The 22,366-nt window shown below is 57.7% G+C and carries 19 protein-coding genes and 1 pseudogene; 3 read left to right on the top strand and 17 right to left on the bottom strand.

Annotated elements, in window-relative coordinates:
* Positions 1–86: 86 nt before the first annotated feature.
* The 7 genes from H7R76_RS20920 to pmbA form a co-directional block, all read right to left on the bottom strand.
* The gene (locus tag H7R76_RS20920; protein WP_065358444.1) at positions 87–731 is read right to left on the bottom strand and encodes a DUF4310 family protein; all 645 of its coding nucleotides are present in this window, start codon (positions 729–731) and stop codon (positions 87–89) included.
* Positions 732–743: 12 nt separating this feature from the next.
* The gene (locus H7R76_RS20925; RefSeq protein WP_182966378.1) at positions 744–1,520 is read right to left on the bottom strand and encodes a DUF4311 domain-containing protein; all 777 of its coding nucleotides are present in this window, start codon (positions 1,518–1,520) and stop codon (positions 744–746) included.
* A gap of 21 nt (positions 1,521–1,541) precedes the next feature.
* Entirely contained in the window at positions 1,542–1,841 is a 300-nt protein-coding gene (locus H7R76_RS20930) for a DUF4312 family protein (protein WP_106927568.1), read from the bottom strand.
* Position 1,842: 1 nt separating this feature from the next.
* Positions 1,843–2,205 (bottom strand): SFCGS family glycine-rich protein, encoded by a 363-nt coding sequence (locus H7R76_RS20935; protein WP_004206501.1) that lies wholly within the window; start codon positions 2,203–2,205, stop codon positions 1,843–1,845.
* Between the two features lie 10 nt (positions 2,206–2,215).
* Positions 2,216–2,554: a glycine dehydrogenase gene (locus tag H7R76_RS20940; protein ID WP_182929573.1), complete on the bottom strand. Its 339-nt coding sequence runs from the start codon at positions 2,552–2,554 to the stop codon at positions 2,216–2,218.
* A 289-nt stretch (positions 2,555–2,843) separates the two neighbouring features.
* Positions 2,844–3,230, bottom strand: coding sequence for a cytochrome b562 (gene cybC, locus H7R76_RS20945; RefSeq protein WP_106927565.1), 387 nt, complete (start codon positions 3,228–3,230; stop codon positions 2,844–2,846).
* 60 nt (positions 3,231–3,290) lie between these two features.
* A complete protein-coding gene (pmbA, locus tag H7R76_RS20950) occupies positions 3,291–4,631 on the bottom strand; it encodes a metalloprotease PmbA (protein ID WP_182929574.1) in 1,341 nt (446 codons plus the stop codon).
* 106 nt (positions 4,632–4,737) lie between these two features.
* Here pmbA and yjgA point away from each other — a divergent pair, with 106 nt between their 5' ends.
* On the top strand, positions 4,738–5,289 hold the full coding sequence (yjgA, locus tag H7R76_RS20955) for a ribosome biogenesis factor YjgA (RefSeq protein ID WP_182929575.1): 552 nt from the start codon (positions 4,738–4,740) through the stop codon (positions 5,287–5,289).
* Between the two features lie 141 nt (positions 5,290–5,430).
* Here the strand turns inward: yjgA and H7R76_RS20960 are convergent, their stop codons facing one another.
* Together H7R76_RS20960 and mpl are read right to left on the bottom strand one after the other, a co-directional pair.
* Entirely contained in the window at positions 5,431–5,955 is a 525-nt protein-coding gene (locus tag H7R76_RS20960; protein ID WP_182929576.1) for a GNAT family N-acetyltransferase, read from the bottom strand.
* Between the two features lie 210 nt (positions 5,956–6,165).
* Positions 6,166–7,536, bottom strand: a complete 1,371-nt coding sequence (mpl, locus tag H7R76_RS20965; RefSeq protein ID WP_106927557.1) for a UDP-N-acetylmuramate:L-alanyl-gamma-D-glutamyl-meso-diaminopimelate ligase — start codon at positions 7,534–7,536, stop codon at positions 6,166–6,168.
* 176 nt (positions 7,537–7,712) lie between these two features.
* Here mpl and fbp point away from each other — a divergent pair, with 176 nt between their 5' ends.
* Entirely contained in the window at positions 7,713–8,711 is a 999-nt protein-coding gene (gene fbp, locus H7R76_RS20970; RefSeq protein ID WP_106927555.1) for a class 1 fructose-bisphosphatase, read from the top strand.
* Between the two features lie 124 nt (positions 8,712–8,835).
* Here the strand turns inward: fbp and H7R76_RS20975 are convergent, their stop codons facing one another.
* From H7R76_RS20975 to ytfQ, 5 genes and pseudogenes are all read right to left on the bottom strand, one after another.
* Positions 8,836–10,398: a methyl-accepting chemotaxis protein gene (locus H7R76_RS20975; protein ID WP_106927624.1), complete on the bottom strand. Its 1,563-nt coding sequence runs from the start codon at positions 10,396–10,398 to the stop codon at positions 8,836–8,838.
* 86 nt (positions 10,399–10,484) lie between these two features.
* Positions 10,485–11,486, bottom strand: a complete 1,002-nt coding sequence (gene yjfF / locus H7R76_RS20980) for a galactofuranose ABC transporter, permease protein YjfF (protein ID WP_182966380.1) — start codon at positions 11,484–11,486, stop codon at positions 10,485–10,487.
* Positions 11,476–12,496 (bottom strand): annotated as a pseudogene (gene ytfT / locus H7R76_RS20985) (galactofuranose ABC transporter, ATP-binding protein YtfT); the annotation flags it as partial. The gene yjfF and the pseudogene ytfT, both read right to left, overlap by 11 nt.
* 13 nt (positions 12,497–12,509) lie before the next feature.
* Positions 12,510–14,012: a galactofuranose ABC transporter, ATP-binding protein YtfR gene (gene ytfR, locus H7R76_RS20990; RefSeq protein ID WP_182966382.1), complete on the bottom strand. Its 1,503-nt coding sequence runs from the start codon at positions 14,010–14,012 to the stop codon at positions 12,510–12,512.
* 222 nt (positions 14,013–14,234) lie between these two features.
* Positions 14,235–15,191, bottom strand: a complete 957-nt coding sequence (gene ytfQ / locus H7R76_RS20995) for a galactofuranose ABC transporter, galactofuranose-binding protein YtfQ (RefSeq protein WP_182966384.1) — start codon at positions 15,189–15,191, stop codon at positions 14,235–14,237.
* Positions 15,192–15,593: 402 nt separating this feature from the next.
* On the opposite strand from ytfQ, the gene ppa reads away from it, so the two are divergent.
* Entirely contained in the window at positions 15,594–16,121 is a 528-nt protein-coding gene (ppa, locus tag H7R76_RS21000; protein WP_004109025.1) for an inorganic diphosphatase, read from the top strand.
* A gap of 169 nt (positions 16,122–16,290) precedes the next feature.
* Here ppa and H7R76_RS21005 read toward each other — a convergent pair whose 3' ends face one another.
* From H7R76_RS21005 to tamA, 3 genes are read right to left on the bottom strand one after another with little or no spacing between them, the layout of a single operon-like run.
* Complete coding sequence (locus tag H7R76_RS21005; protein ID WP_064546942.1) at positions 16,291–16,635, bottom strand: gamma-glutamylcyclotransferase family protein; 345 nt, start codon at positions 16,633–16,635, stop codon at positions 16,291–16,293.
* 2 nt (positions 16,636–16,637) lie between these two features.
* On the bottom strand, positions 16,638–20,414 hold the full coding sequence (gene tamB, locus H7R76_RS21010) for an autotransporter assembly complex protein TamB (protein ID WP_182966386.1): 3,777 nt from the start codon (positions 20,412–20,414) through the stop codon (positions 16,638–16,640).
* The gene (gene tamA, locus H7R76_RS21015) at positions 20,411–22,144 is read right to left on the bottom strand and encodes an autotransporter assembly complex protein TamA (RefSeq protein ID WP_106927543.1); all 1,734 of its coding nucleotides are present in this window, start codon (positions 22,142–22,144) and stop codon (positions 20,411–20,413) included. The genes tamB and tamA overlap by 4 nt, the downstream gene beginning before the upstream one ends.
* Between the last annotated feature and the right edge of the window lie 222 nt (positions 22,145–22,366).

The raw sequence follows: 22,366 nt of genomic DNA on the forward strand, positions 1-22,366 counted from the left end.
TGGGGGGCGTGTAGGCCTGATAAGCGCAGCGCCATCAGGCAGCGTTGCCGGATGGCGGCTACGCCTTATCCGGCCTACCGCAAAACTTAGCTAATCGCTACCGGGAAGATGGAGCCGAGGATCATCGCCCCGAGGATCGCACCGCCGGTGATCGGCTTCTGCCAAATGTAGAACAGCAGCGCGCCCACCAGCGAACCGATACCGATAGGAATCGAAGCGGTCATGGCGCTGAGGATAATCAACGGGCCAAGGAAGCGGCCGGAGGCGTTACCCGCGCCCATCATCACGTCGGCCCCGTAGGTGGAGTCGCTCTGGTTAATGGTGAACTTACGCGCCAGGATGATGATGTAGCCAATCGCCAGACCAATCACCAGCCCGGTAATCAGGGAGGCGATAAAGTTGGTCACCGGGAACATGATGCCCGCGCCCAGCAGCAGCGCCGGGACGCCAAGGCCGACACCCGTTTGAATCGCGCCGCCGATATCAAGGATCCCCACCAGCGAACCTTCGATGATACGGGCGAACAGGAAGCTCGCGCCGAACGCCGCCACCGCGCCGTAAGCCCCGGTATCAATCCCGGCCTTCAGCATCGCCACGAAGGCCACTTCGTTGAAGGCGCCAATGCCGTAGAGGTAGTACATGTGCGTCCCGGCAAACACGCCGGAAGAGAGCAGGCCAACGAAGATCGGGAACGACCAGTCGGCATACCAAAAACCTTTATTCTGTTCCATATCAGGCTCCTGTTATTTACCGCTGATTGAGCTGTGGATCAGATCCAGCCAGTTCGGTACGGTCAGGTGGAAGGATTCAATCATCTTCATGTCGAAACCGCGGAAGAAGGCGCTCAGGACGAACAGCGCAACGATGGCGCCCATCATCGCTTTGGTCACGCGGTGCCAGCCGCTCTCTTCAACGCCTTTACCAATCAGAATACCCAGCACCAGGCCCGGTACGGCGTTGCCCATAATCAGCTGCGCCGCGCCGCCGAAGATGGTGGCCCAGAAGCCGGATTTTTTGCCCGCATCGATCGCCGCCAGCCAGAAAATAACCGGCATCACGGTGTTCACCAGCAGGTTGGCTGCCGGAACCAGTACTTTAACTGCCGTCACCTGCAGCGCCTGCGGTACGGAAGAGGCGGTCAGGTTGAGGAAGGCCACCACAATCATGCCGATGATGCCGCAGGCAATCGCCATTTTTCGCGGATCATGCAGCGTCTCGCCGACGTTGCGATTCTTAATCATCAGCGCCGCCGCGCCCCAGTTCGGGATAATGCGGTGGTCAACGTCCTGGGTGAAAGAACCTGCTGCAACGGAAGAAGCCCAGGCGTTAAAGAAGAAACCGAGGCCAAAGGAGAAGTGGGAAGCAGGATCGCCTTCACAGGAGTTCAGCTCGCCCAACGTACGAAACGCCCCCATCCCCTGCGTGGTGGGCGCATGAAACATGCGTGCCGCTCCGGCGCCCACGCCGACGCCAACCAGGCCGCCGATAATGAGCGATTTTATTAAAATTATCAGGAACATAGTCTGACCCTTTGGTAAAAATCAGGTTTGCGTGACGAAATCCACTTTATCGATGTCGATGGCGGTCACGTTGACGGTAACGTCCAGCTCCACGCTGTACGCTCGTCGTTCACGGCGTAAAAAGAAGAATAAAAATGCCTCTTTTCGTACCGCTTCGCGCGCATGAACAACCGCCACATCCTGTGGCTCAATACGCAGTAGGATGCGCGATGATGTTTTCATCACCGCTGCCTGCACGTGGTTCAGGGCATCGGCGAACGCCCGTGTTTTGCTCTCGCCTTTGCCCGTGACCCTCACCGTGGTGGTGAATTGCTCTTTCATATCAAGCGCCGTACTTCTTCTTCCAGGCCTCTACCAGGCGTTCGCCCAGCTCTTCTTTGTCCATAAAGCCGAAGCCCAGCACGTTGCAGCCTTCGTTGATGGCCGTCACGCCTTCTTCCACCGAACGCATGCCGTATTTTGCTTTGTAGCCGTACTTAGTCTGTGCGGTAATAGCGCCCGCGCCGCCGCTGCCGCAGAAGGAGATGCCGAAAGTGGCGTTCTCGGCCTTCATCATGTCGCCCAGCTTCATGTCGGCGGCTACGCCCGGTACTACAACTGCACGAGCACCGGCTTTTTCCGCGCCAGCTGCCACTTTTTGTCCTTTACCCAGGCGGTCGCCAATGACTACGGTGATCTGTTCCATTTATTGCTCCTTACAGGTTGTCTTTTGCTACTTCGAAGTGAACGGAAAGCAGCCACGCCTCTTCATCAGGCAGGTTGCCGAACTCCGCGACCACTTCACGGGCAAGCATCATTGAATCGTCAGAAATCTCTTCAAACAGGCTGGCATCCACTTCCGGCAGCGGCTCGCCGCTGATGGACCGGTGGGCCATGGCCCGCACGTGGGAGGTCAGCATTTGCTCCTGCACGTCGTTAGGGGTGATGTCGCGGCGGCGTAACAGTGCGAACACCTGCTGCAACATTTTGTCGGCCAGCCGTTCGGTCTGTAGCGCCTGCTCCCCTGCGTCGTGTATTACCGCTCCGTTATTCACTCGTGTTACCCCGCTAATGTCTCTGGGGATAAACCTAACGCCGGGGGGTGGGAGTTTGTAGCGAGTTGTTTTCCACTTCGAAGTGGAAAGGTAGACGGCTTGAGTGATCGGATTCACACATTCACCACGAAAATAACGATTTCGATATATTCGCGTGATGAATGTCACGTCTGTGGGACAAGGTCATTGGAAAAGTGCATGGTAAAACGAAGGTGAAAAGTGTGATATCGGTGAAGTTTTGCGGCAGAGAAAGACGGAAGGTATCGGGCGATACCTTCCGGAGAAAGGATTAGCGGAACTTCTTGTGGTTCTCGTTGCGGGTGGTTTTGAAATCTTCCGCGGCGGCCTGAGCTTCTTTCACTTTGCCCTCGTTCGCCAGCTTCAAAGCCCCGTCAATCTGACCAATCAGGGTATCCAGACCGTGGCGATAGTCTTTCATTTCAGCGCTGTCAGCCGCTTTGCCTTCCAGCTTCGGCGGGGTCTCTTTTTTGGCATCTTCTGCTGCGGTGCGCATCTTGGTCAGCGCCGCTTTCAGCTCACCGGCGTCGGTGGACTTCTGCACGATCTGCAGATTTTCCGCCAGGGTGTCCATATCTTCGCCCAGATCGGCAAACGCCGACGCCGAACCCAGCGCCAGCGCGGAGACCGCCAGCATCGCTACCAGTTTTTTACGCATTGCTCACTTCCTTTTTATTATTTAAGTAAGCGGGCGCTGCAGGATGCGCCCGGCACGTGATTACTGCCCGGCGATTTTCATCTCCGGTAACAGTACGGAACCACATTGAATATTACTGCGTGTCTCAATATCGTCGGCGATGGTGACCATATTGCGCCACATGTCTTTCAGGTTGCCAGCGATGGTGATTTCACTCACCGGATACTGAATCTCGCCGTTTTCAACCCAGAAGCCGGATGCACCGCGTGAATAGTCGCCGGTGATGCCGCTAACACCCTGCCCCATCAGTTCTGTGACGACAAGACCCGTGCCCATCTCTTTAAGCAACTTTTCAAAACTCAGGCCGCGCCCCTTGATACGCCAGTTGTGGATGCCGCCCGCGTGGCCGGTGCTCTTCAGGCCCAGCTTACGCGCGGAGTAGTTGGTCAGCAGCCACTGGGTGAGGATGCCGTCTTTAATAATATCGCGACGCTCGGTGCGCACGCCTTCGCTGTCGAACGGCGTGGAGGCCAGCCCTTTCAGCAGATGCGGGTGCTCTTCAATAGTCAGCCACTCCGGCAGAATTTGCTTGCCGAGGGAATCGAGCAGGAAGGTGGATTTGCGGTACACCGAGCCGCCGGCGATGGCGCCCACCAGGTGACCAAACAGCCCGGTCGCGACTTCATTAGCGAAGATAACCGGCGCCTGCATGGTGGAAAGTTTACGTGGTTCCAGGCGAGACAGGGTGCGGCGCGCGCACTCTTCCCCTACCCACTCCGGCGTTTGCAGGTCGCCCAGCGCACGGCCGATGGTGTAGGCGTAATCGCGTTCCATGTCGCCGTTGGCTTCGGCAATCACGCAGCTCGACAGCGAGTGGCGGGTGGAGCTGTAGCTTTGCAGCATGCCGTGGCTGTTGCCGAACACCTTAATGCCGTAGTGGCTGTTGAAGCTGCCGCCCTCGGTATTCGTAATGCGTTTGTCCGCTTTTAGCGAAGCCTGCTCGGCGCGTGCGGCCAGTTCGATAGCCTCATCCGGGGTGACTTCCGCCGGGTGGAACAGGTCGAGATCCGGCGCATCAAAGGCCAGCAGCTCTTTATCTGCCACGCCCGCACACGGGTCCGGCGACGTGTAGCGCGCAATATCCAGCGCCGCCTGCACGGTACGGGCAATGGCGTCCGGGCTCAGGTCGGTAGAGGACGCGCTGCCTTTACGATTCTGGTGATAAACGGTGATCCCCAACGCGCCGTCGCTGTTGAATTCGACGTTTTCGACTTCACCGTAGCGCGTGCTGACGCTGATACCGGTGGTCTTGCTGACCGCGACTTCTGCGCCGTCCGATTGACCTGCCGCCAGCTCTAATGCCGTGGAGACTGCTTTTTCCAGCGCAATACGTTGTTCCGCAACTTGTGTGATCACTTTCATCGTCTAAGCCATAATCTGAGGTAAAGTTAAATGAAGTCTAACAGAGAACCCTTTCTCAGTATGCGCTCAAGCTGTTAGTATTAGCCTCTTTTTTAAGGAGCCTGAAATGACAAAGCAGCCCGAAGACTGGCTCGACGAAGTCCCCGGTGATGATATCGAGGACGAAGATGATGAAATTATCTGGGTCAGCAAGAGTGAAATTAAACGTGACGCCGAAGAGCTGAAGAAGCTTGGTGCGGAACTGGTGGATCTCGGGAAGAACGCCCTGGACAAGATCCCACTGGACGCCGACCTGCGCGCCGCCATTGAGCTGGCGCAGCGTATTAAAATGGAAGGCCGTCGCCGCCAGCTGCAGCTGATTGGTAAAATGTTGCGCCAGCGCGACGTTGAGCCGTTCCGCCAGGCGCTGGATAAGCTGAAAAACCGCCACAACCAGCAGGTTGTTGTTTTCCATAAGCTGGAGCAACTGCGTGACCGTATGGTTGATGGCAGCGATGAAGCCATCGAAGAAGTCATGAACCTGTGGCCTGACGCCGACCGTCAGCAGCTGCGTTCGCTGGTACGCAACGCCAGGAAAGAAAAGGCTGGCAACAAGCCGCCGAAATCTTCCCGCCAGATTTTCCAGTATCTGCGCGAGCTATCGGAACACCAGGATTAAGCTTCCGTAAAATGCCCTCTTCGTGAGGGTATTTTTTTGCCATTCGCTAACGTTGGCGCAGACTGTAGGCCGGATAAGGCGTTTACGCCGCCATCCGGCAATCTGCGCTTGCATCGCCTGATGGCGCTTCGCTTATCAGGCCTACCGGCCCATGACGACATCACGTAAATCGCTGTTGAAGCGCTGGTACTGCACCTCATCAATCGGCTGCGGGTAGCTCAGCACAATTAATTCGTGATCGGCGATACCGGCGTGATAGGTCGGATGCGTATGCGGCCACGGGTTAGCGAAGAACCCCATGCCCTCATAAAAACGCAGGCGCTTGTGGGCAATGTCGGTGGTCAACGGGTCAATTTCCAGAATCGTTTTCGGCGCACGTTCGAGGATCTGCCCTAGCAGACGTTTGCCGTAGCCCTGAGAGCGTAGGCTGCTGTCAACCGCCAGATGTTCAATGTAGACGTAGCCGTCAAACGTCCAGCATCCGCTCATGCCAATAAACTGCTCACCGTCGAACCACGCTTCCAGTGCGTAGTGCGGCGAGTTGAGGGCGCGCTGTTTGGCGGGGAGTTCGCGCTGTTCGTGCCAGGGAAAGGCGTGGGTGTATAGGGTGTCCAGTGGGGGGAAGAAAACGGAGTCGGTTGAGGTAATTTTTTGAGCGGTTAGCATTTTTTGGGATTCCGGGGAAAGGGCTGGATCGAGCGAGCCCCCTCACTCCGGCCCTCTCCCCAAACGGGCGAGGGAGAAAACCGGCCGGGCCTTCTGCCCGCATGGCGAGGGAGAAAACCGACCGTGCTAGCGGCTCGATCGGTCCCCTCTCCCCCGTGGGGAGAGGGTTCGGGTGAGGGGAGAAAACCCGCTCAGCGCAACATCAGCGAATTACTCCTGCTGCGCTTTCTTCGCCAGCCCGTCGAGCAGCTTCTGATGAATGCCGCCGAAGCCGCCGTTACTCATCACCAGAATATGGTCGCCTGGCTCGGCGCTTTTGACGATCATATCCGCCAGCGTATCCACGTCGGCGCTCCAGTGCGCTGGCTGCACGCAGGCCTCTGCCACTTCCGCCACCTGCCACGGGATATGCTGCGGCTGCAGCAGGAAGACTTCGTCCGCGCGGCCCAGCGATGGCGCCAGGTCGTCTTTGCAGACGCCCATTTTCATGGTGTTCGAGCGTGGCTCCAGCACGGCAATAATTTTCGCCGTACCGCCGACTTTACCGCGCAGCGCTTGCAGCGTCGCGAGGATAGCCGTTGGGTGATGTGCGAAGTCGTCGTAAACGCAAACGCCGTTAGCTTCACCGCGCAGCTCCAGACGGCGGCGGGCGTTAATAAAGCTACCCAGCGCGTTGGCCGCATCGGCCGGGGTCACACCCACATGACGCGCGGCGGCAATCGCCATCAGCCCGTTATGCATGTTGTGTTCACCCACCAGGCCCCACTTCACTTCGCCGACTTTTTCACCGTCGAGCAGCACTTCCCACTCGGAGGCGTCGGTATTGAGTTTCTTCGCCTGCCAGTGGCCCTGTTCGCCCACCAGCTCCTGTTCGCTCCAGCAGCCCATCGCCATCACCTGCTTCAGGTTCGCGTCGTTTTCCGGCAGGATAATGCGGCCCTGGCCCGGAACGATGCGCACCAGATGGTGGAACTGTTTCTGGATAGCTTTCAGATCGTCGAAGATGTCCGCGTGATCGAACTCAAGGTTGTTGAGGATCAGCGTACGCGGGCAATAATGCACGAATTTAGAACGCTTATCGAAGAACGCGCAGTCGTATTCATCGGCTTCAATCACGAAGAACGGGCTGTCGCCCAGACGCGCGGAAACCTCAAAGTTGCCCGGCACGCCGCCGATAACAAAGCCCGGCTTATAGCCGCACTCTTCGAGGATCCAGGTCGCCATCCCGGCGGTGGTAGTTTTACCGTGGGTACCGGCAACGGCCACGACCCAGCGATCGCGCAGCACGAAATCGTGCAGCCACTGCGGCCCGGACATGTACGGAATGTTCTTCTCCAGCACCGCTTCCACGCACGGGTTACCGCGCGTCATGGCGTTGCCAATGATGACCAGGTCAGGCTGCGGATCAAGCTGGCTGGCGTCATAGCCCTGAATTAAATCAATGCCTTGCTTTTCAAGCAGCGTGCTCATCGGGGGATACACATTGGCATCCGAACCCGTGACTTCGTGACCCAGCGAACGTGCCAGCATCGCCAGACCGCCCATGAAGGTGCCACAAATACCCAAAATATGAATGCGCATACGTCACTATCCTTTTTTTATCTGCCCCGCATTTTACCCATATGTTTGCCGGCAGAGAAATGCATTTCAGGATATTCCGTAGTTTGCTGGCGCGATTCACCTGTGCGATTTTTTTTTATTCTTTGTTAGTATTGTTGCAGCCGTTTTACTCAACATCCACTGTCAGGGAAAGTGTTATGAAAACGTTAGGTGAATTTATTGTCGAGAAGCAGCACGAGTTCTCTCATGCTACCGGTGAGCTCACTGCTTTGCTGTCGGCAATAAAGTTAGGTGCCAAGATCATCCACCGCGATATCAACAAGGCCGGTCTGGTCGATATCCTGGGTGCCAGCGGCGCTGAAAACGTACAGGGAGAAGTACAACAAAAGCTCGATCTGTTCGCGAACGAGAAACTGAAAGCAGCGCTGCGTGCACGTGATATCGTCGCCGGTATCGCCTCCGAAGAAGAAGACGAAATCGTCGTCTTTGACGGCTGTGAGCACGCAAAATACGTGGTCCTGATGGACCCACTGGATGGCTCATCTAACATCGACGTTAACGTCTCTGTCGGTACCATCTTCTCTATCTACCGCCGCGTGACCCCGGTGGGCACCCCGGTTACCGAAGAAGACTTCCTGCAGCCGGGTAACCGCCAGGTCGCCGCTGGCTATGTGGTTTATGGCTCCTCAACCATGCTGGTGTACACCACCGGCTGCGGCGTGCATGCCTTCACCTATGACCCGTCGCTGGGCGTGTTCTGCCTGTGTCAGGAGCGCATGCGCTTCCCGCAGCGCGGCAGCACCTACTCCATCAACGAAGGGAACTACATCAAATTCCCTAACGGCGTGAAGAAATACATCAAATTCTGCCAGGAAGAAGATAAAGCCACGCAGCGTCCGTATACCTCCCGCTATATCGGCTCTCTGGTCGCCGACTTCCACCGTAACCTGCTGAAAGGCGGCATCTACCTGTACCCAAGCACCGCCAGCCACCCGGAAGGGAAACTACGCCTGCTGTACGAGTGCAACCCGATGGCATTCCTGGCGGAACAGGCCGGCGGTAAGGCCAGCGACGGTAAAGAACGCATTCTGGATATTCAGCCGGAAAGTCTGCACCAGCGCCGTTCGTTCTTCGTCGGCAACGACCATATGGTTGAAGACGTTGAGCGTTTGATTCGTGAGTACCCGGACGCGTAATCGCAGCATCCCGGCCTACAGGGTGATGTAGGCCGGATAAGCGAAGCGTCGTCCGGCACGATGCGGTGATATAGCCGGATGGCGGCGTAAACGCCTTATCCGGCCTACAATATCGGAAACCTGATTAAGACACCTGCAACCTGAACGACGCCATTGCCGCCGTCAGCGCCTGCGACTGTTCTTCCAGCGAGCGGGTTGCCGCAGAAGACTGCTGTACCAGCGCCGCGTTCTGCTGCGCGGTTTCATCCATCTGGCTCACCGCAATATTGACCTGCTCGATGCCGCGGCTCTGCTCCTGCGAAGCGCTGGCGATTTCGCGCATCAACTTCGTCATGCGCATGACCTCACCGGCAATCTCGTCCATGGTTTCCCCGGCCTGCTGCGCCAGGTCGCTGCCTTCGTTCACGTGAGTCTGCGAGTCGGCAATCAACTGGCGAATCTCTTTTGCCGCATCGGCGCTGCGGCTGGCGAGGTTCCGCACTTCCCCTGCAACAACGGCAAAACCACGCCCCTGCTCACCGGCGCGGGCCGCTTCTACCGAAGCGTTCAGCGCCAGAATATTGGTCTGGAAGGCAATACCGTCAATCACGCCGAGGATGTCGGCAATACGTTTGGCGCTACCGGTGATATCCTGCATTTTCTCAATGACATAGCACACCATCTCGCTGCCGCGATCGGCGGTATCGGAAACCGCCTGCGCCAGTTTATGCGCCTGATCGGCGTTGTCGGCGTTCTGCTTCACGGTGGCGGTCAGCTCTTCCATACTGGCGGCGGTTTGCTCCAGCGAAGTCGCCGTGGATTCCGTACGCTGCGCCAGATGGTTGTTGCCCGCCGTCAGCTCACGGCTGCCGACATCAATCTGCGAACTGGCGTCACGCACCCGCAGCACCGAGTTCATCATCGACTCGCGCATACCGGCAATCGCCACGTTCAGGCGTTGAATCTCCGCGCCGCTGGCTTCCAGCGAGGCAGGGGTTAAATCGCCGCTGGCCACGCGCTCCAGTTGGCCAATCGCCGCCGCCAGCGGCTTCAGCAGCAGATGACGCAGCTGGAACCAGCCCAGCGCCATCACGCCGGCGGTCAGCGCAATAGCGATGATCATCAGCGTCAGTACCTGATTTTTCGTGCTGTGCACCGCCGCCACTTCTCGCTGCCCGCGCGATTCGCCCCAGTCCTGGAAAGCATGAACGGCGTTATCAAACTGACGGGAGACGGGAATCATGGTCTTTTCCAGCAGATCATAATAGCTGTCGACATTTTGCTGATTCAGCGCCGTCAGCATCGGTTTGATCGCCTGAACGTTATAAATTTCAAAGCTTTTCGCCACATTAGCCATCAGCTTCGCGCCGTCGGCATCGTCCATCGATGACTGACTCACGCGGGTGATGATCTTCTGCGCCATAGCCACTTCCCCGTCCAGGCCTTTAACGGCTTTCGCCGCATCATCCAGCATACCGATTTCCATCAGCCTGACCGCCTGGCTGGCTTCATTACGCGCGCGCAGCAGCAGCGTGTAACCTTCGTTGAGCTGGGTCATTTGCTCGCTCTGCAGGTGGTCGATGCGCTGAAGCGAAGCGGAACTTTGGGTGAGAGCATAAATGCCGATGCCGCTGACCAGGATCAGCAGGAGGGTCATCACGGCGAGCAGGGACAGCAGGCCGGTACGGATAGAGAGCGTTTTTAGCATCATAGTGTTGTCCGGTAGCAGGGGTACTGTTTGGCGTAAATGATTGGTATCGGCTGCTACCGGAAAAACTTTAGCGTTTCAGTATGTTAGTTCTTTGTTAGCGAGACATCGACGCGGGTTACTGCGGCATTCTGCCGGTTCTCCCACATCACCGTTAGCCCGCGCTGAAGGGCGATAAAAATAAACAGCAGAACCCCGATGGCAATCTTAGTCCACCATGAACTCAGCGTGCCGTCGAAGTTGATGTAGGTCTGAATCAGCCCCTGAATCCCCACCCCGAACAGCGTCCCCAGCACCGTACCGACACCGCCGCTCAGCAGCGTGCCGCCAATCACCACTGACGCGATGGCGTCGAGCTCAACCCCCACGCCCGCCAGCGCGTAGCCCGCCTGGGTGTAAATTGAGAAGACAATGCCCGCCAGCGTTGCCAGCCCCGTCGACAGCATATAAATACGCACGATGGTGCTGCGGGTTGGGATGCCCATCAGATTGGCCGAGGTGGCGTTACCACCAATAGCGTAGACCTGGTTGCCAAAGCGCGTGCGGTGGGCAAGAAATATCCCCAGCACCACGATCAACAACATCAGTAACCCCATGGCGCTTAGCCGCCCGCCGCCGGGGATCGTCCACGCCAGGCCGGAAAGCGTGTCGTACAGCGGATGATCGATAGGAATCGACTCTTCAGACACCAGATAGCTGACGCCGCGCAGGAAGAACATCCCGGCCAGCGTAATAATAAATGCCGGGATCTTCAGTGCATCAATCAGCCAGCCCATAAACGCACCGAAAGCGCAGCCCATCACCAGCACCAGCGGGAAGGCCACCAGCGGCGACAGCCCCCAGTAGCCAATCGCTTTGGCAAGGAAAACGCCGGTAAAGGCGATCACCGAACCCACGGAAAGATCGATACCGCCAGAGAGGATCACAAAGGTCATCCCCACTGCCACAATGCCCAAAAAAGCGTTGTCGGTCAGAATATTGCAGATGACCAGCGTCGATGCGAAGCCGGGAAACTGGGTCAGGCAGTAGAGATAGCCAAGCACAAACACGCCCAGGGTGATCATCAGCGGCAAATGACGTTTTATCATGGCCCCGGCCTCCTCTTCAGCAGTTGAATAAATCGCGGAGACTGGACGATGAGAACGCACATCACCACCACCGCTTTGACCACCTGATTCAGCTCCGGCGGGAAGCCGGAGAGCAAAATCCCGGTGTTCATCCCCTGAATAATGAGCGCACCGACGACCGACAGCAGCAGGTTAAAGCGCCCGCCCATCAGCGAGCCGCCGCCGATCACCACCGCCAGAATGGCGTCCAGCTCCAGCCACAATCCGGCGTTGTTGGCATCGGCGCCGCGAATATCCGCCGCCACGATGGTACCGGCAATCGCCGCGCAAATGCCGCTCAGCACGTAGGCCAGCATCACCACAATACAGGTATTCACACCGGCGTTTTTCGCCGCACGAATGTTGATGCCCACCGCTTCAATAAACATCCCGAGCGCGGTTTTACGGACCAGCACCCAGAAGATCACCAGCGTAAGCAGCGCGATAATCACCGGGGTCGGAAATAACAGCAGCTTACCGCTGCCGATCCACGCCAGCGACGGCGAATCGAAGGTAACGATCTGCCCGGAGGTGATCAGCTGCGCCACCCCGCGTCCAGCCACCATCAGGATCAGCGTGGCGACAAACGGCTGGATTTTAAGGATCGCCACCAGAATGCCGTTCCACAGCCCCGCCAGCACGCCGGCACCCAGCGCCGCCAGCAGCACAACCGGTAGACTGTGCCCGGCGACGGTCATGGAGGCAGCGGTCGCACCAGCAATGGCCATCACCGCACCGACGGAAAGATCGATACCGCCGGTGGCAATCACCAGCGTCATGCCGATCGCCAGCAGCGCCACCGGGGCCGCGCGGTTGAGAATATCAATCGGGCTACCGAACAGGCGGCCGTCCTGAAGCGTGACCTGGAAAAAGTGCGGTGCCACCAGACTATCGACCAGCAGCACCAGAATTAACGCCGCAATCTGCGGCATGCCCGGTGGCCAGTGGAAACGGCGCTCGGGCTTAGCGGGTTGAGGAACGGTTCGGGGCATCACGGTTAACTCCTTAGGCCGCAATAGCGTTCATGATGGCGGGAACGGAAAGCTCAGCGAGCGGGATCTCCGCCACCTGTTGGCGATCGCGCATGATGATCACCCGGTCGGCGTAGCCCACCAGCTCTTCCAGCTCGGACGAGATCACCAGCAGCGCCAGGCCATCCGCACAAAGGGTTTCGATCAGGCGGATAATCTCCGCGTGCGCGCCCACGTCGATCCCGCGCGTGGGTTCATCCAGGATCAGGAACTGCGGCCGCGTCAGCAGCCAGCGCGACAGCAGCACCTTCTGCTGATTGCCGCCGGAAAGAAACTCCACCGGCTGCTCGGCGCTGGGCGTGCGGATCGCCAGCTGGCGGATAAAGCGCGCCGCAATCTCGTTTTGCTCTTTACGCGGAATCGGCCGTAGCCAGCCGCGCTGCGCCTGGAGCGCCAGAATGATGTTCTCCCGCACCGACGCGGCGGCAATAATGCCGTCGGTTTTGCGATCCTCCGGGCAGAAGCCGATCCCCAGACAGGAGGCCTGATGCGGCGATCGCAAGGTTTGCGGTTTTCCTTTGATCATCGCCTGGCCGCTGTCGGCGGGATGAATGCCGAAGATCACCTCCGCGGTTTCGGTGCGCCCGGATCCGAGCAATCCCGCCAGGCCAACGATCTCGCCGGGCCTCACGTGCAGATCGAACGGCGCGATGGTGCCTTTTTTGCCGTACCCCTCGAACGAGGCGACCGGTTTATCGCTCAGTAACGTACGCCCGGCGCGCTGCAGCGCCTGATGCTCCAGCTCACGGCCGAGCATCATTTTGACCAGTTCAATTTGCGGCAGCTCGCACGTTTCCCGGCAGCCGACGAACGATCCGTTGCGCAGTACCGTGATCCGATCGCTGACCGCATACACCTGATCGAGGAAGTGGGTGACGAAGATCAGGCTAACGCCCCGATCGCGCAGCTGGCGCATCAGGGTGAACAGCATCTCAACCTCTTTGGTATCCAGACTGGCGGTGGGTTCATCGAGGATCAGCACTTTTGCCGACAGGTCGATCGCCCGGCAGATAGCCACGATCTGCTGCATCGCTACGGAAAAACGGTTCAGCGGCTCACGCACGTCGAGGGAAAAACCGTAGGACGCCATCAGCGCCGTGGCGCGTCGCTCCATCTCTTTACGCCGCAGAAAGCCACATCGCTTCGGCTCACGGCCAATAAACAGATTATCCGCCACCGACATGTTCGGCAGCAGGTTCACTTCCTGGTAGACCGTGCCGATACCCAGCTGCTGGGCATGGGCGGTGTTTTTCGGCTGAATTTGCTGGCCTTCAAGCCAGATGCTGCCGCCGTTGGGGTGATAAACGCCGGTCAGCGCTTTGATAAGCGTGGATTTGCCCGCACCGTTTTCGCCGAGCAGCGCCATAATTTCACCGCGCCGCAGGCTGAAGTTGACGTTATCCAGCGCTTTGACGCCGGGAAAGTACTGACAGAGCCCCTCGGTGCGGAGGATTTCCGGGTTGGTTTCAGTGGTCATGGTGCGCTCTCCCTCATCCTGGCCCTCTCCCCAAGGGGAGAGGGGACGTATTGTGCCTGACTTGCAGCCCGCACCGCTCGGCGAGGGGCTCGCTCCTGTAGGCCGGATAAGGCGCGACAGCGTCGCCATCCAGCATGGTTGCATTGCCTGATGGCGCTTCGCTTATCAGGCCTACCGGTTTGCAGGCCCGATATGTGAAGCGCCATCAGAGGGGGTTATCCCTTAGTACCCCATATTTTTCTTCTTCTCTAACTCTTCTTTCGCCGTATCCGGCAGGTACAGCGTGGACTTGGTGAGGGTCACTTTTTCCGGCAGGGTGCCGTCTTTTTTGAATTTCTCCAGCGCATCAAACGCCGGGCCGGCCATATTTGGCGTCAGCTCGACGCTGGCGTTGGCTTCGCCGGCAATCATCGCTTTGTAGATATCCGGTACGCCGTCAATCGAGCCGGTGAGAATATCTTTGCCCGGCTTCAGTCCGGCCTCTTTGATGGCCTGAATCACCCCAATCACCATGTCGTCGTTATGCGCGTAAACCATGCAGATATTCTTGCCGTTGTTCTCCGCCTTGATGAAGCTCTCCATCACCTCTTTGCCCTTACTGCGGGTAAAGTCGCCGGACTGGGAACGGATAATCTTGATGTTAGAGGCTTTAGAAATCGCATCGGCAAAACCTTTCTTACGGTCAATCGCCACGCTCGCACCCACCGTCCCTTGCAGCTCCACCACGTTACACGGTTTGCCATCAACGGTTTTAATCAGCCATTCGCCAATCAGCTGCCCTTCCAGCACGTTATTGGCGGTGACGGTGGTCATGTAAAGCGATTTATCTTTCACATCGATAGAGCGGTCGAGCAGGAATACCGGGATCTTGGCCTCTTTGGCTTCTTTCAGCACCGGCTCCCAGCCGGTGGCCACCACCGGGGCAATAAAGATAGCGTCCACGCCCTGGGCGATGAACGAGCGGACGGCTTTAATCTGGTTTTCCTGTTTTTGCTGGCCGTCGGCAATCTTCAGCGTGATGCCGCGTTTTTCCGCTTCCTGCTTCGCGACGCTGGTTTCCGCCGCGCGCCAGCCGGATTCAGAGCCGACTTGCGAAAATCCTACCGTTAAGGGTGCAGCCATGACCATAGACGACATGGCTGCGGAAACTGCTGTAACAAGAAGTAAGCGCTTCCACATAGAGGTATCCTCGTAGGGTTATTGTTGGTCAGAGATTCATCTGCGGAAAAACTATAGACAATAGGGTATGTAACGGAATGCGTTACATCACACTTCAAAAAAGTAAATTAGTTGTTAAGCAACGGTACAATGAGGAGTTCAGGGAGGAGTAGGCGTTGCGCACCCATTGACGGCTATCGTTTTTGTGGAAATTTTGCACGCCGTGCGGTCATTTTTCGCCGCGATGTAAACGGTTTCACGTTTTTATTCAGTATGCAGCTAACTTTATGGATTTTTCGGTCATCGAAAGGGGCTGAAAAGTGCAGGTCTGCAGGCGCCCGCGATAAAACAGCTCAAGACTTTCGCAGCGAGTTGGCTATAATACCGGGCACTAGTTTGCCACACATTCTAAAGGAAACAGACATGAGCTTACTCAACGTCCCTGCGGGTAAAGATCTGCCGGAAGACATCTACGTAGTTATCGAAATCCCGGCTAACGCAGATCCTATCAAATACGAAGTCGACAAAGAGAGCGGCGCGCTGTTCGTTGACCGTTTCATGTCCACCGCGATGTTCTATCCGTGCAACTACGGTTACATCAACCACACCCTGTCTCTGGACGGTGACCCGGTTGACGTACTGGTCCCGACCCCGTACCCGCTGCAGCCGGGTTCTGTGATCCGTTGCCGTCCGGTTGGCGTACTGAAAATGACCGACGAATCCGGTGAAGATGCGAAACTGGTTGCGGTACCGCACACCAAGCTGAGCAAAGAATACGATCACATCAAAGATGTGAACGACCTGCCGGAACTGCTGAAAGCGCAGATCACCCACTTCTTCGAGCACTACAAAGACCTCGAAGCGGGCAAATGGGTTAAAGTTGACGGCTGGGACAACGCTGAAGCGGCTAAAGCTGAAATCGTTGCTTCCTTCGAGCGCGCGAAGAAATAAGATTTCTTCCCGAGCCAACAAAAACACCGCCTTCGGGCGGTGTTTTTGTTTGTAGGCCGGATACGACAATGCCGCCATCCAACAAATGTGCACGCTATTGCCTGATGGCGCTGCGCTTATCAGGCTTACCAAAAAATAACGCCACCCGAAGGTGGCGTTGTTGTCATATTCAATACTGATCTTTATCCAACCAGTTGCCGCTTTCTATCAGCTTCAGCCCGTCGACCGGGCGCTGATAGACGTACATCCAGGCGCTGCCATAGGGCGTCTGGATGAGATGACGTGCATATTCGCCCGCTTTGGTGCGCAGCGCATCCAGTTCGGCCAGCGTCGAGGCGTCAATCCGATAAACTTCACCGTGTACTGTGCCATCGCCGGGCACCGCGCCTGGATAGTGGCCCAGGCTGTACAGTTGATAATCGGTCACGCTGTGATCGCCCAGCCACTGAGCGTTGGTCATCCAGTGGCTGTTGCCTTGTTTGCGCCGTAAACTGCCGTAAACAAATATTCGCATTGCTAAAACTCAAACTGATAGAGCAAATCGAGCGCCTGGTCTACGCCAGACACCGCTTCCAGATACAGCTTAGGCATCAGGCGATAGCGTAACGTGAGCGTCGCTAACGAGTCAAAGATCCCAACGCCATATTTCACCTGCAGACCCGGCAATACGTAACCGCTGACCACCACCTGGGAGGAGTCGCCCACCCCTTGGGTATCCAGCGCCAGATTACTTACGCCAAACGTCTCGCCGATTTTACCCACAACCTGACCACTTTGTGCAACCCCCATACCAATAAGCATGGAAGTCATCGCGGCGCTGTCGCTCTGACCGCTGTCTAATCCCTGTCCACGAATCAGGTAAGAGAGCGCTTCTTGCTGCGACATTGCCGGATCGGAGAAGACTTCCGCCTTCGGCTGATCGGCCGTACCGGTGACGCGAACACCGGCGATCACGTCGTTTTCTGTCGCATCCGGGTTACGAATAGCTTCAATATTCAGCAGCGGCTGATCCGGCGGGCCGGAGAACAGCAGCTCACCTTTACGCACAATCAGATCCTGCCCGTAGGCGTGGAAGCGCCCTTCCGGGATATTGATCTGCCCGTTCAGGCCCAGCCCCTGTTTATCCTGCGCAACTTTCAGATCGCCGGTCAGACGCGCTTTCAAGCCAAATGCGTCCAGCCGTACGTTGTTGCCGACGTGAATAGTCAGGTTGCTGTTGATCGGGATCGATGCCGATTTGGTCTCTTTCGGCTGCAGATCGTTATTCAACATCACTTCATCGCTGGAGACGCCCACCGCGCTTTCCGGGACCTCTTTCACCACAATGCGCGCCCACGGTACATCGACGCTGCCATCGAGCGTAAACAGGCTCGGCGTGGCGTTAAATTCGACGTCCGGTGAAACATCAAGGCGTACCATCGGCGGTACGGTAATCCGCACCCGCGAGCCTTTCGCGGCAATGCGCGCGCGCCAGTTTTCAATCTGCCGCCAGTCCGCGTCACCGTTCAGGCTAATCTGCCCCTGCGAGGTACGCACTTCGCCCTGCAGCGTCGACGTCGCGCCGTTGAAGTTCATTGTCAGCTGGCTTGGCTGCATATCGAACGGCATAAAGTTACCGTCCACATCGATACCGTTAAGCTGCATCTGACCGAACATCAGCGGGCTTTTCACGTCGCCACCGAGGCGCAGATTCGCATTGACCGTACCGGCCGCTTTTTCGCCGCGCGAGAAAATCGGGTTGATCATCGCTAGCGAGAAGTTACGGACGTTGACGTTACCGCCCAGATTACGCCGTCCCTGTGGGTCGGTAACCTGCACCTGTCCATCTAACTGGCCGTTGTTGGTCAGACGAATCAACCAGCCCAACTCGGCGCGGTTGTTGTGCAGATCGGCGCTGAGGTTAAGCGTATCGAACGCCACCGGCAGCGGCGCGTTGTTGACGATTTGCGTCACCTTAACGTTACGCCCGGAGAGCGTCACTTTGCCCTGCGGCAGCCCTTCTTTGGTGGTATCCCATGCCACATCCGCATTGCCGCTGAATACGCCGCTGGCCTGGGTTTCCTCTGGCATAAACGGCTTGAGCATCGCCAGGTCGAAGCGGTTAAGATTCACCACCGCGCGCCCCGCCGCGCCGGCATCAATCGTCTGCGGCACGCACAGCTCGGCGTTCGGGTTCACCCAGCAGTGTGGCCCGATGCTGATTTTCTGCTCCAGATTGCGGTAGTCCAACGCGATATCGCGGTTGATAGACCACGGGCCGACCGGCGTCTGGAAGCGGGTATTGCTTAACGCGCCCTTCCAGCGTTCTTCTTTACGGTCGAAGCTACCCGCCAGCGCCAGCTGGCCGGAGACCGGCTCGCCCTGAATTTGCAACTGCAAGGAATGCTGCTTTTCGTTGCCCTTCGCCGCCAGATGTACCAGCCCAATATTGACGTCCGGCTGAACGATGCGTTCAACGCGCACGTCAAGGTTGCCGCCGATCTGGTCGGTGGATTTCACGTCGCCATCAACGCGCACCAGGCCAATCGACAGCGCCTGCCAGCGCAGGCCGCGTGCGGTGATATCGGCCAGCAGCTGCGGCGCGTCAACCGTACCGCGCACCTTCACCAGCCCTTTGGCGGTACCGCCGAGCCCCGGCAGCATGTTGTCGAGCTTCGGCGCATCGATATTGGCGTCAAGCTCGAGGTCTTTCACCCCCAGCTCGCCTTTCACATCCATGGTGTTGTTGCCCAGCGCGACATGCAGCCCAGGAATGGTCCATTGCAGGTAGCTGTTACCGCGCAGCGCGCCGTCAACGTTGACTTTGTTCTGCTTCACGTTGCCGGTAATTTTCACTTCCGGCACGTTCATCTGCCAGCTGCCGCCGTACAGGCTGCCGTTGGTTTTGATAAGCCCGTCCAGCTTCGACGGCCAATCGGGTGCCAGCTTCGCGGTGTTAATCCCGCGTAGCGCCAGCTCGCCGCGCCAGCTGATCGCCTGCTGCCAGTCCAGCAGCGCGGTCAGCTCGGTTTTGCCTTCCAGCGCCGCCACGGTGAGCTTATCGAGGCTCACCTGGCGTTCGTTACCTTTGGCATCCACCGTGATATCCGCCGGCGGCACGCCCTGCCCTTTCACTGCGGTGCGGAACGACAGCGTGTAGTCGGTCATCTTGCCGCCCAACTTCAGCTTCAGATCGTCGGCCTGGAACTGCTTCTCGCCGGTAAATGGCCAGTACAGCTGCTTGCTGTTGACCTCAAGGTTGAACGGCAGCCCGGCTTCTGCCAGCTGCGCCTGCGCCCGAATGGCCATATCAACCGGGCCGGAGAGGTTAACCCCCACTTCCAGCTGCTTGCGCACCGCGCCGCCCACCTTCAGCTTCACCTTTTCCCCCTTCAGCGGGTCAATATTGAGCGTGCTGTTGAGGGTCAGGTCGACCGGCCAGTCGTTAATGAGCGTCGCGGTTCCGCTGGCGTTCACCGTGCCCTGGCTGGAGTCGATGTCCAGCGTGTCGAGCTTCATGTTGCCGTCGATGCTGCTCACCTTCAGCAGCATTTTGTACACCGTCAGGTCGGTGTCGCCGGTGATGCGCAGCTGCTCACCGCTAAAGGATTCGATATTCAGGTTGAGCGGCAGATGAACGTCGGTCATCTCCGGCAGCACCGGTTTGGAGAACAGCTCGGTCAGGGTTTCGCCCAGCGGTTTTTCCTGCGGCTGCGGGTTGTCGATTTTCGGCTCAACCACCTCTTTCTGCGCCACATCGGCGACTTTCGGCAGCGCGATCAATAGCCCTTGCAAGGTCGTCGGCGTCAGCGTCAGGTTCTTCTCCTGCCACGTCAGGCCGCTGGAAAAGTCCATGACCGACACCGTGGTATCATCAATCTTGATATTGACGTTATTCAACGCCACCCGGTTCAGGGTGATGGGATACGGGGTGGAGAGATTCAGCGGGCCGCTGTCTTCTTCCTTTACCGGCGCAGCGGGCGGCATTTTACTGCTGTCGATTGCCACGTTGATGTCGCGCAGCGCGATGTCGTTCACGCACAGGTTGCTGTGCCACAGGCAGCGGAGGTTAACGGCAAGATGAAACTCACCGGCATCTACCGCCACGCCCGGCTGGGTATAGCGCACCTTTTTGAGCGTCAGGTCACGCCAGCCGCCGGTTACCTGGCCAATTTCCAGCCCCGGTACCCAGCGGTTCGCCGCGTTAAACAGCAGATGCAAACCCGTGGTGGTGCCAATCAGGAAGCCGACGATGCCGAGCAGCAGCACCAGAAAAATCAGTACCCCGAGGCTTATTTTTTTCCATAACTTCATAGCTCAGGCCCCAGACCGATATAAAACTGCAATCCATGTTCATCTTTGTCGCCGACCGGAACGGCAAAGTCGAGCTTGATGGGCCCCACCGGCGACTGCCAGCGTACGCCCACGCCCGCGCCTTTTTTCCAGTCGCTCTGGCGAATATCGCTGACCGCTTCACCGCCGTCGACGAACACCGCCCCCCACCATTTCCCGCTGACGTTGTACTGATACTCCAGCGAGCCGGTGGCCAGCTTTGAGGCACCAATCAGCTTGCCGTTATCATCCCGCGGGGCGATGGATTTGTATTTATAACCGCGAATGCTGCGGTCGCCGCCGGCGAAGAAACGCAGATCCGGCGGTACGCGATCGAAGTCGCCGGTTTCAATCCAGCCGAGGTTACCGCGCATCACGAAGCGGTGGCGATCGTAGAGGGTGCGAATCCAAACGTTCTGCGCCTGAATCACCGAGAAGTCGACGTCCGAACCCCATGCGGTATTGGAGTAGTCAATCGAGTAACGCTGAGAATCGCCCCAGGTTGGCATCAAACCACCGCGCGAACGCGTGCGGCTGATAGACACGCCAGGATAGAACAGCATCGTGGTATTGGTGACGTTTGCCTGGGTAAAGTGGTCGAGGCTCCAGCGCAGGTTAATCGCCCGCTGCCAACCGCTGGACAGATCCCAGAAACGCGAGACGGCAAGCGTGGTGGAGTCCGCTTTGGTGTCGTTGAGGTCGGTGCTTTTAAAACCGCCCTGCACCAGATAGTACTGTTCCAGCGGATTTTTCAGCAACGGCATCTTGTAGCTGAAGTCGAGCTGCTGTTCCGGCGACGAGACGCTGACGCTGGTCGTCAGGCTGTGGCCGTAGGAGTTAACCCACGGTTTACGCCATGACGCTTTCACTCGTGGTCCCACGTCGGTAGAAAAACCGCCGCCCAGCTCTACGGTGTTTTCGCTGCGCGGCGAAACAACGCCATGCAGCGGTAACACCTTAGTTTTTCGGGATTTATCAAACTCTGGCGCCACCACGACCGAGTTAAACCATCCGGTCGCTGACAGACGACGGTTCAGTTCAGCCAGATCGCTGGACTGGTAGTCATCGCCTTTTTTGAACGGCACCAGATGCTGCAGATAGTCTTCACGAATCTGCGAACCTTCGAAGGTCACATCGCCGAAGCGGTAACGTTCGCCGCTGTCGTAGTCAATGTCCCAGAACGCCTGATGGCGGTCGAGCGCAATGCCAAGCTGGCTCTTTTTAAACTCGCTGTCAAAGTAGCCTTTACGCAGCGCCACGCTGGTTAACGAACTTTTGAAATGATCGTAATCACCATGATTGAGCACCGTGCCGATTTTCGGCCGGGTTTTCAGCAGCGCTAAATAGTCGCTGTCGGTGCGCGCCCCGCCGCGCAGGATGACATCGGTGCCGCCAATGCGCACCGGTTCCCCCGGCGTCACTTTCGCCAGCAGCACCTGACGGCCTTTCGCCGGCGGCGGCTTCAGTTCGAAGTCGATGGTCGGTTCATAATAACCGAGCGCCTTTAGCCCCTCACGAATGGCATCGTCCACGCGCGCACGGAAGCGGCGATCCGGCGTCACCTCATCGCTGTCGATCGTCGAAAGCTGGGCTCGCACATTTTTTTGTAGTTCGCCGGAAAGCCCTTCAACCTGTAGACGGATGTTTGCTGCACTGGCAATGCCGCTGGTCAACAGTAGGCTCACCACACATAAATGGCCGATTTGTCGCACTTTTTCTCCTGAATATCCTTGTTCCCACCCCAACGGGAAACGAAAGTCCGCTCCGCGGCCACGACTGCGTTTTTGTCTGTTTCACGCTCTGACGGCGCGCGACATTCAACGTCAGCACAAAAAACCCACTCTTTGTCGGGTTGAAATAAAGACAGAGCCCCAAATTATTCTTATGTTTAAATTTAGACGTATTCGGCGCGTTTATTGTGTTAAAAGACACGC

Source organism: Klebsiella sp. WP8-S18-ESBL-06 (genome assembly GCF_014169755.1).
Lineage (GTDB): Bacteria > Pseudomonadota > Gammaproteobacteria > Enterobacterales > Enterobacteriaceae > Kluyvera > Kluyvera ascorbata_B.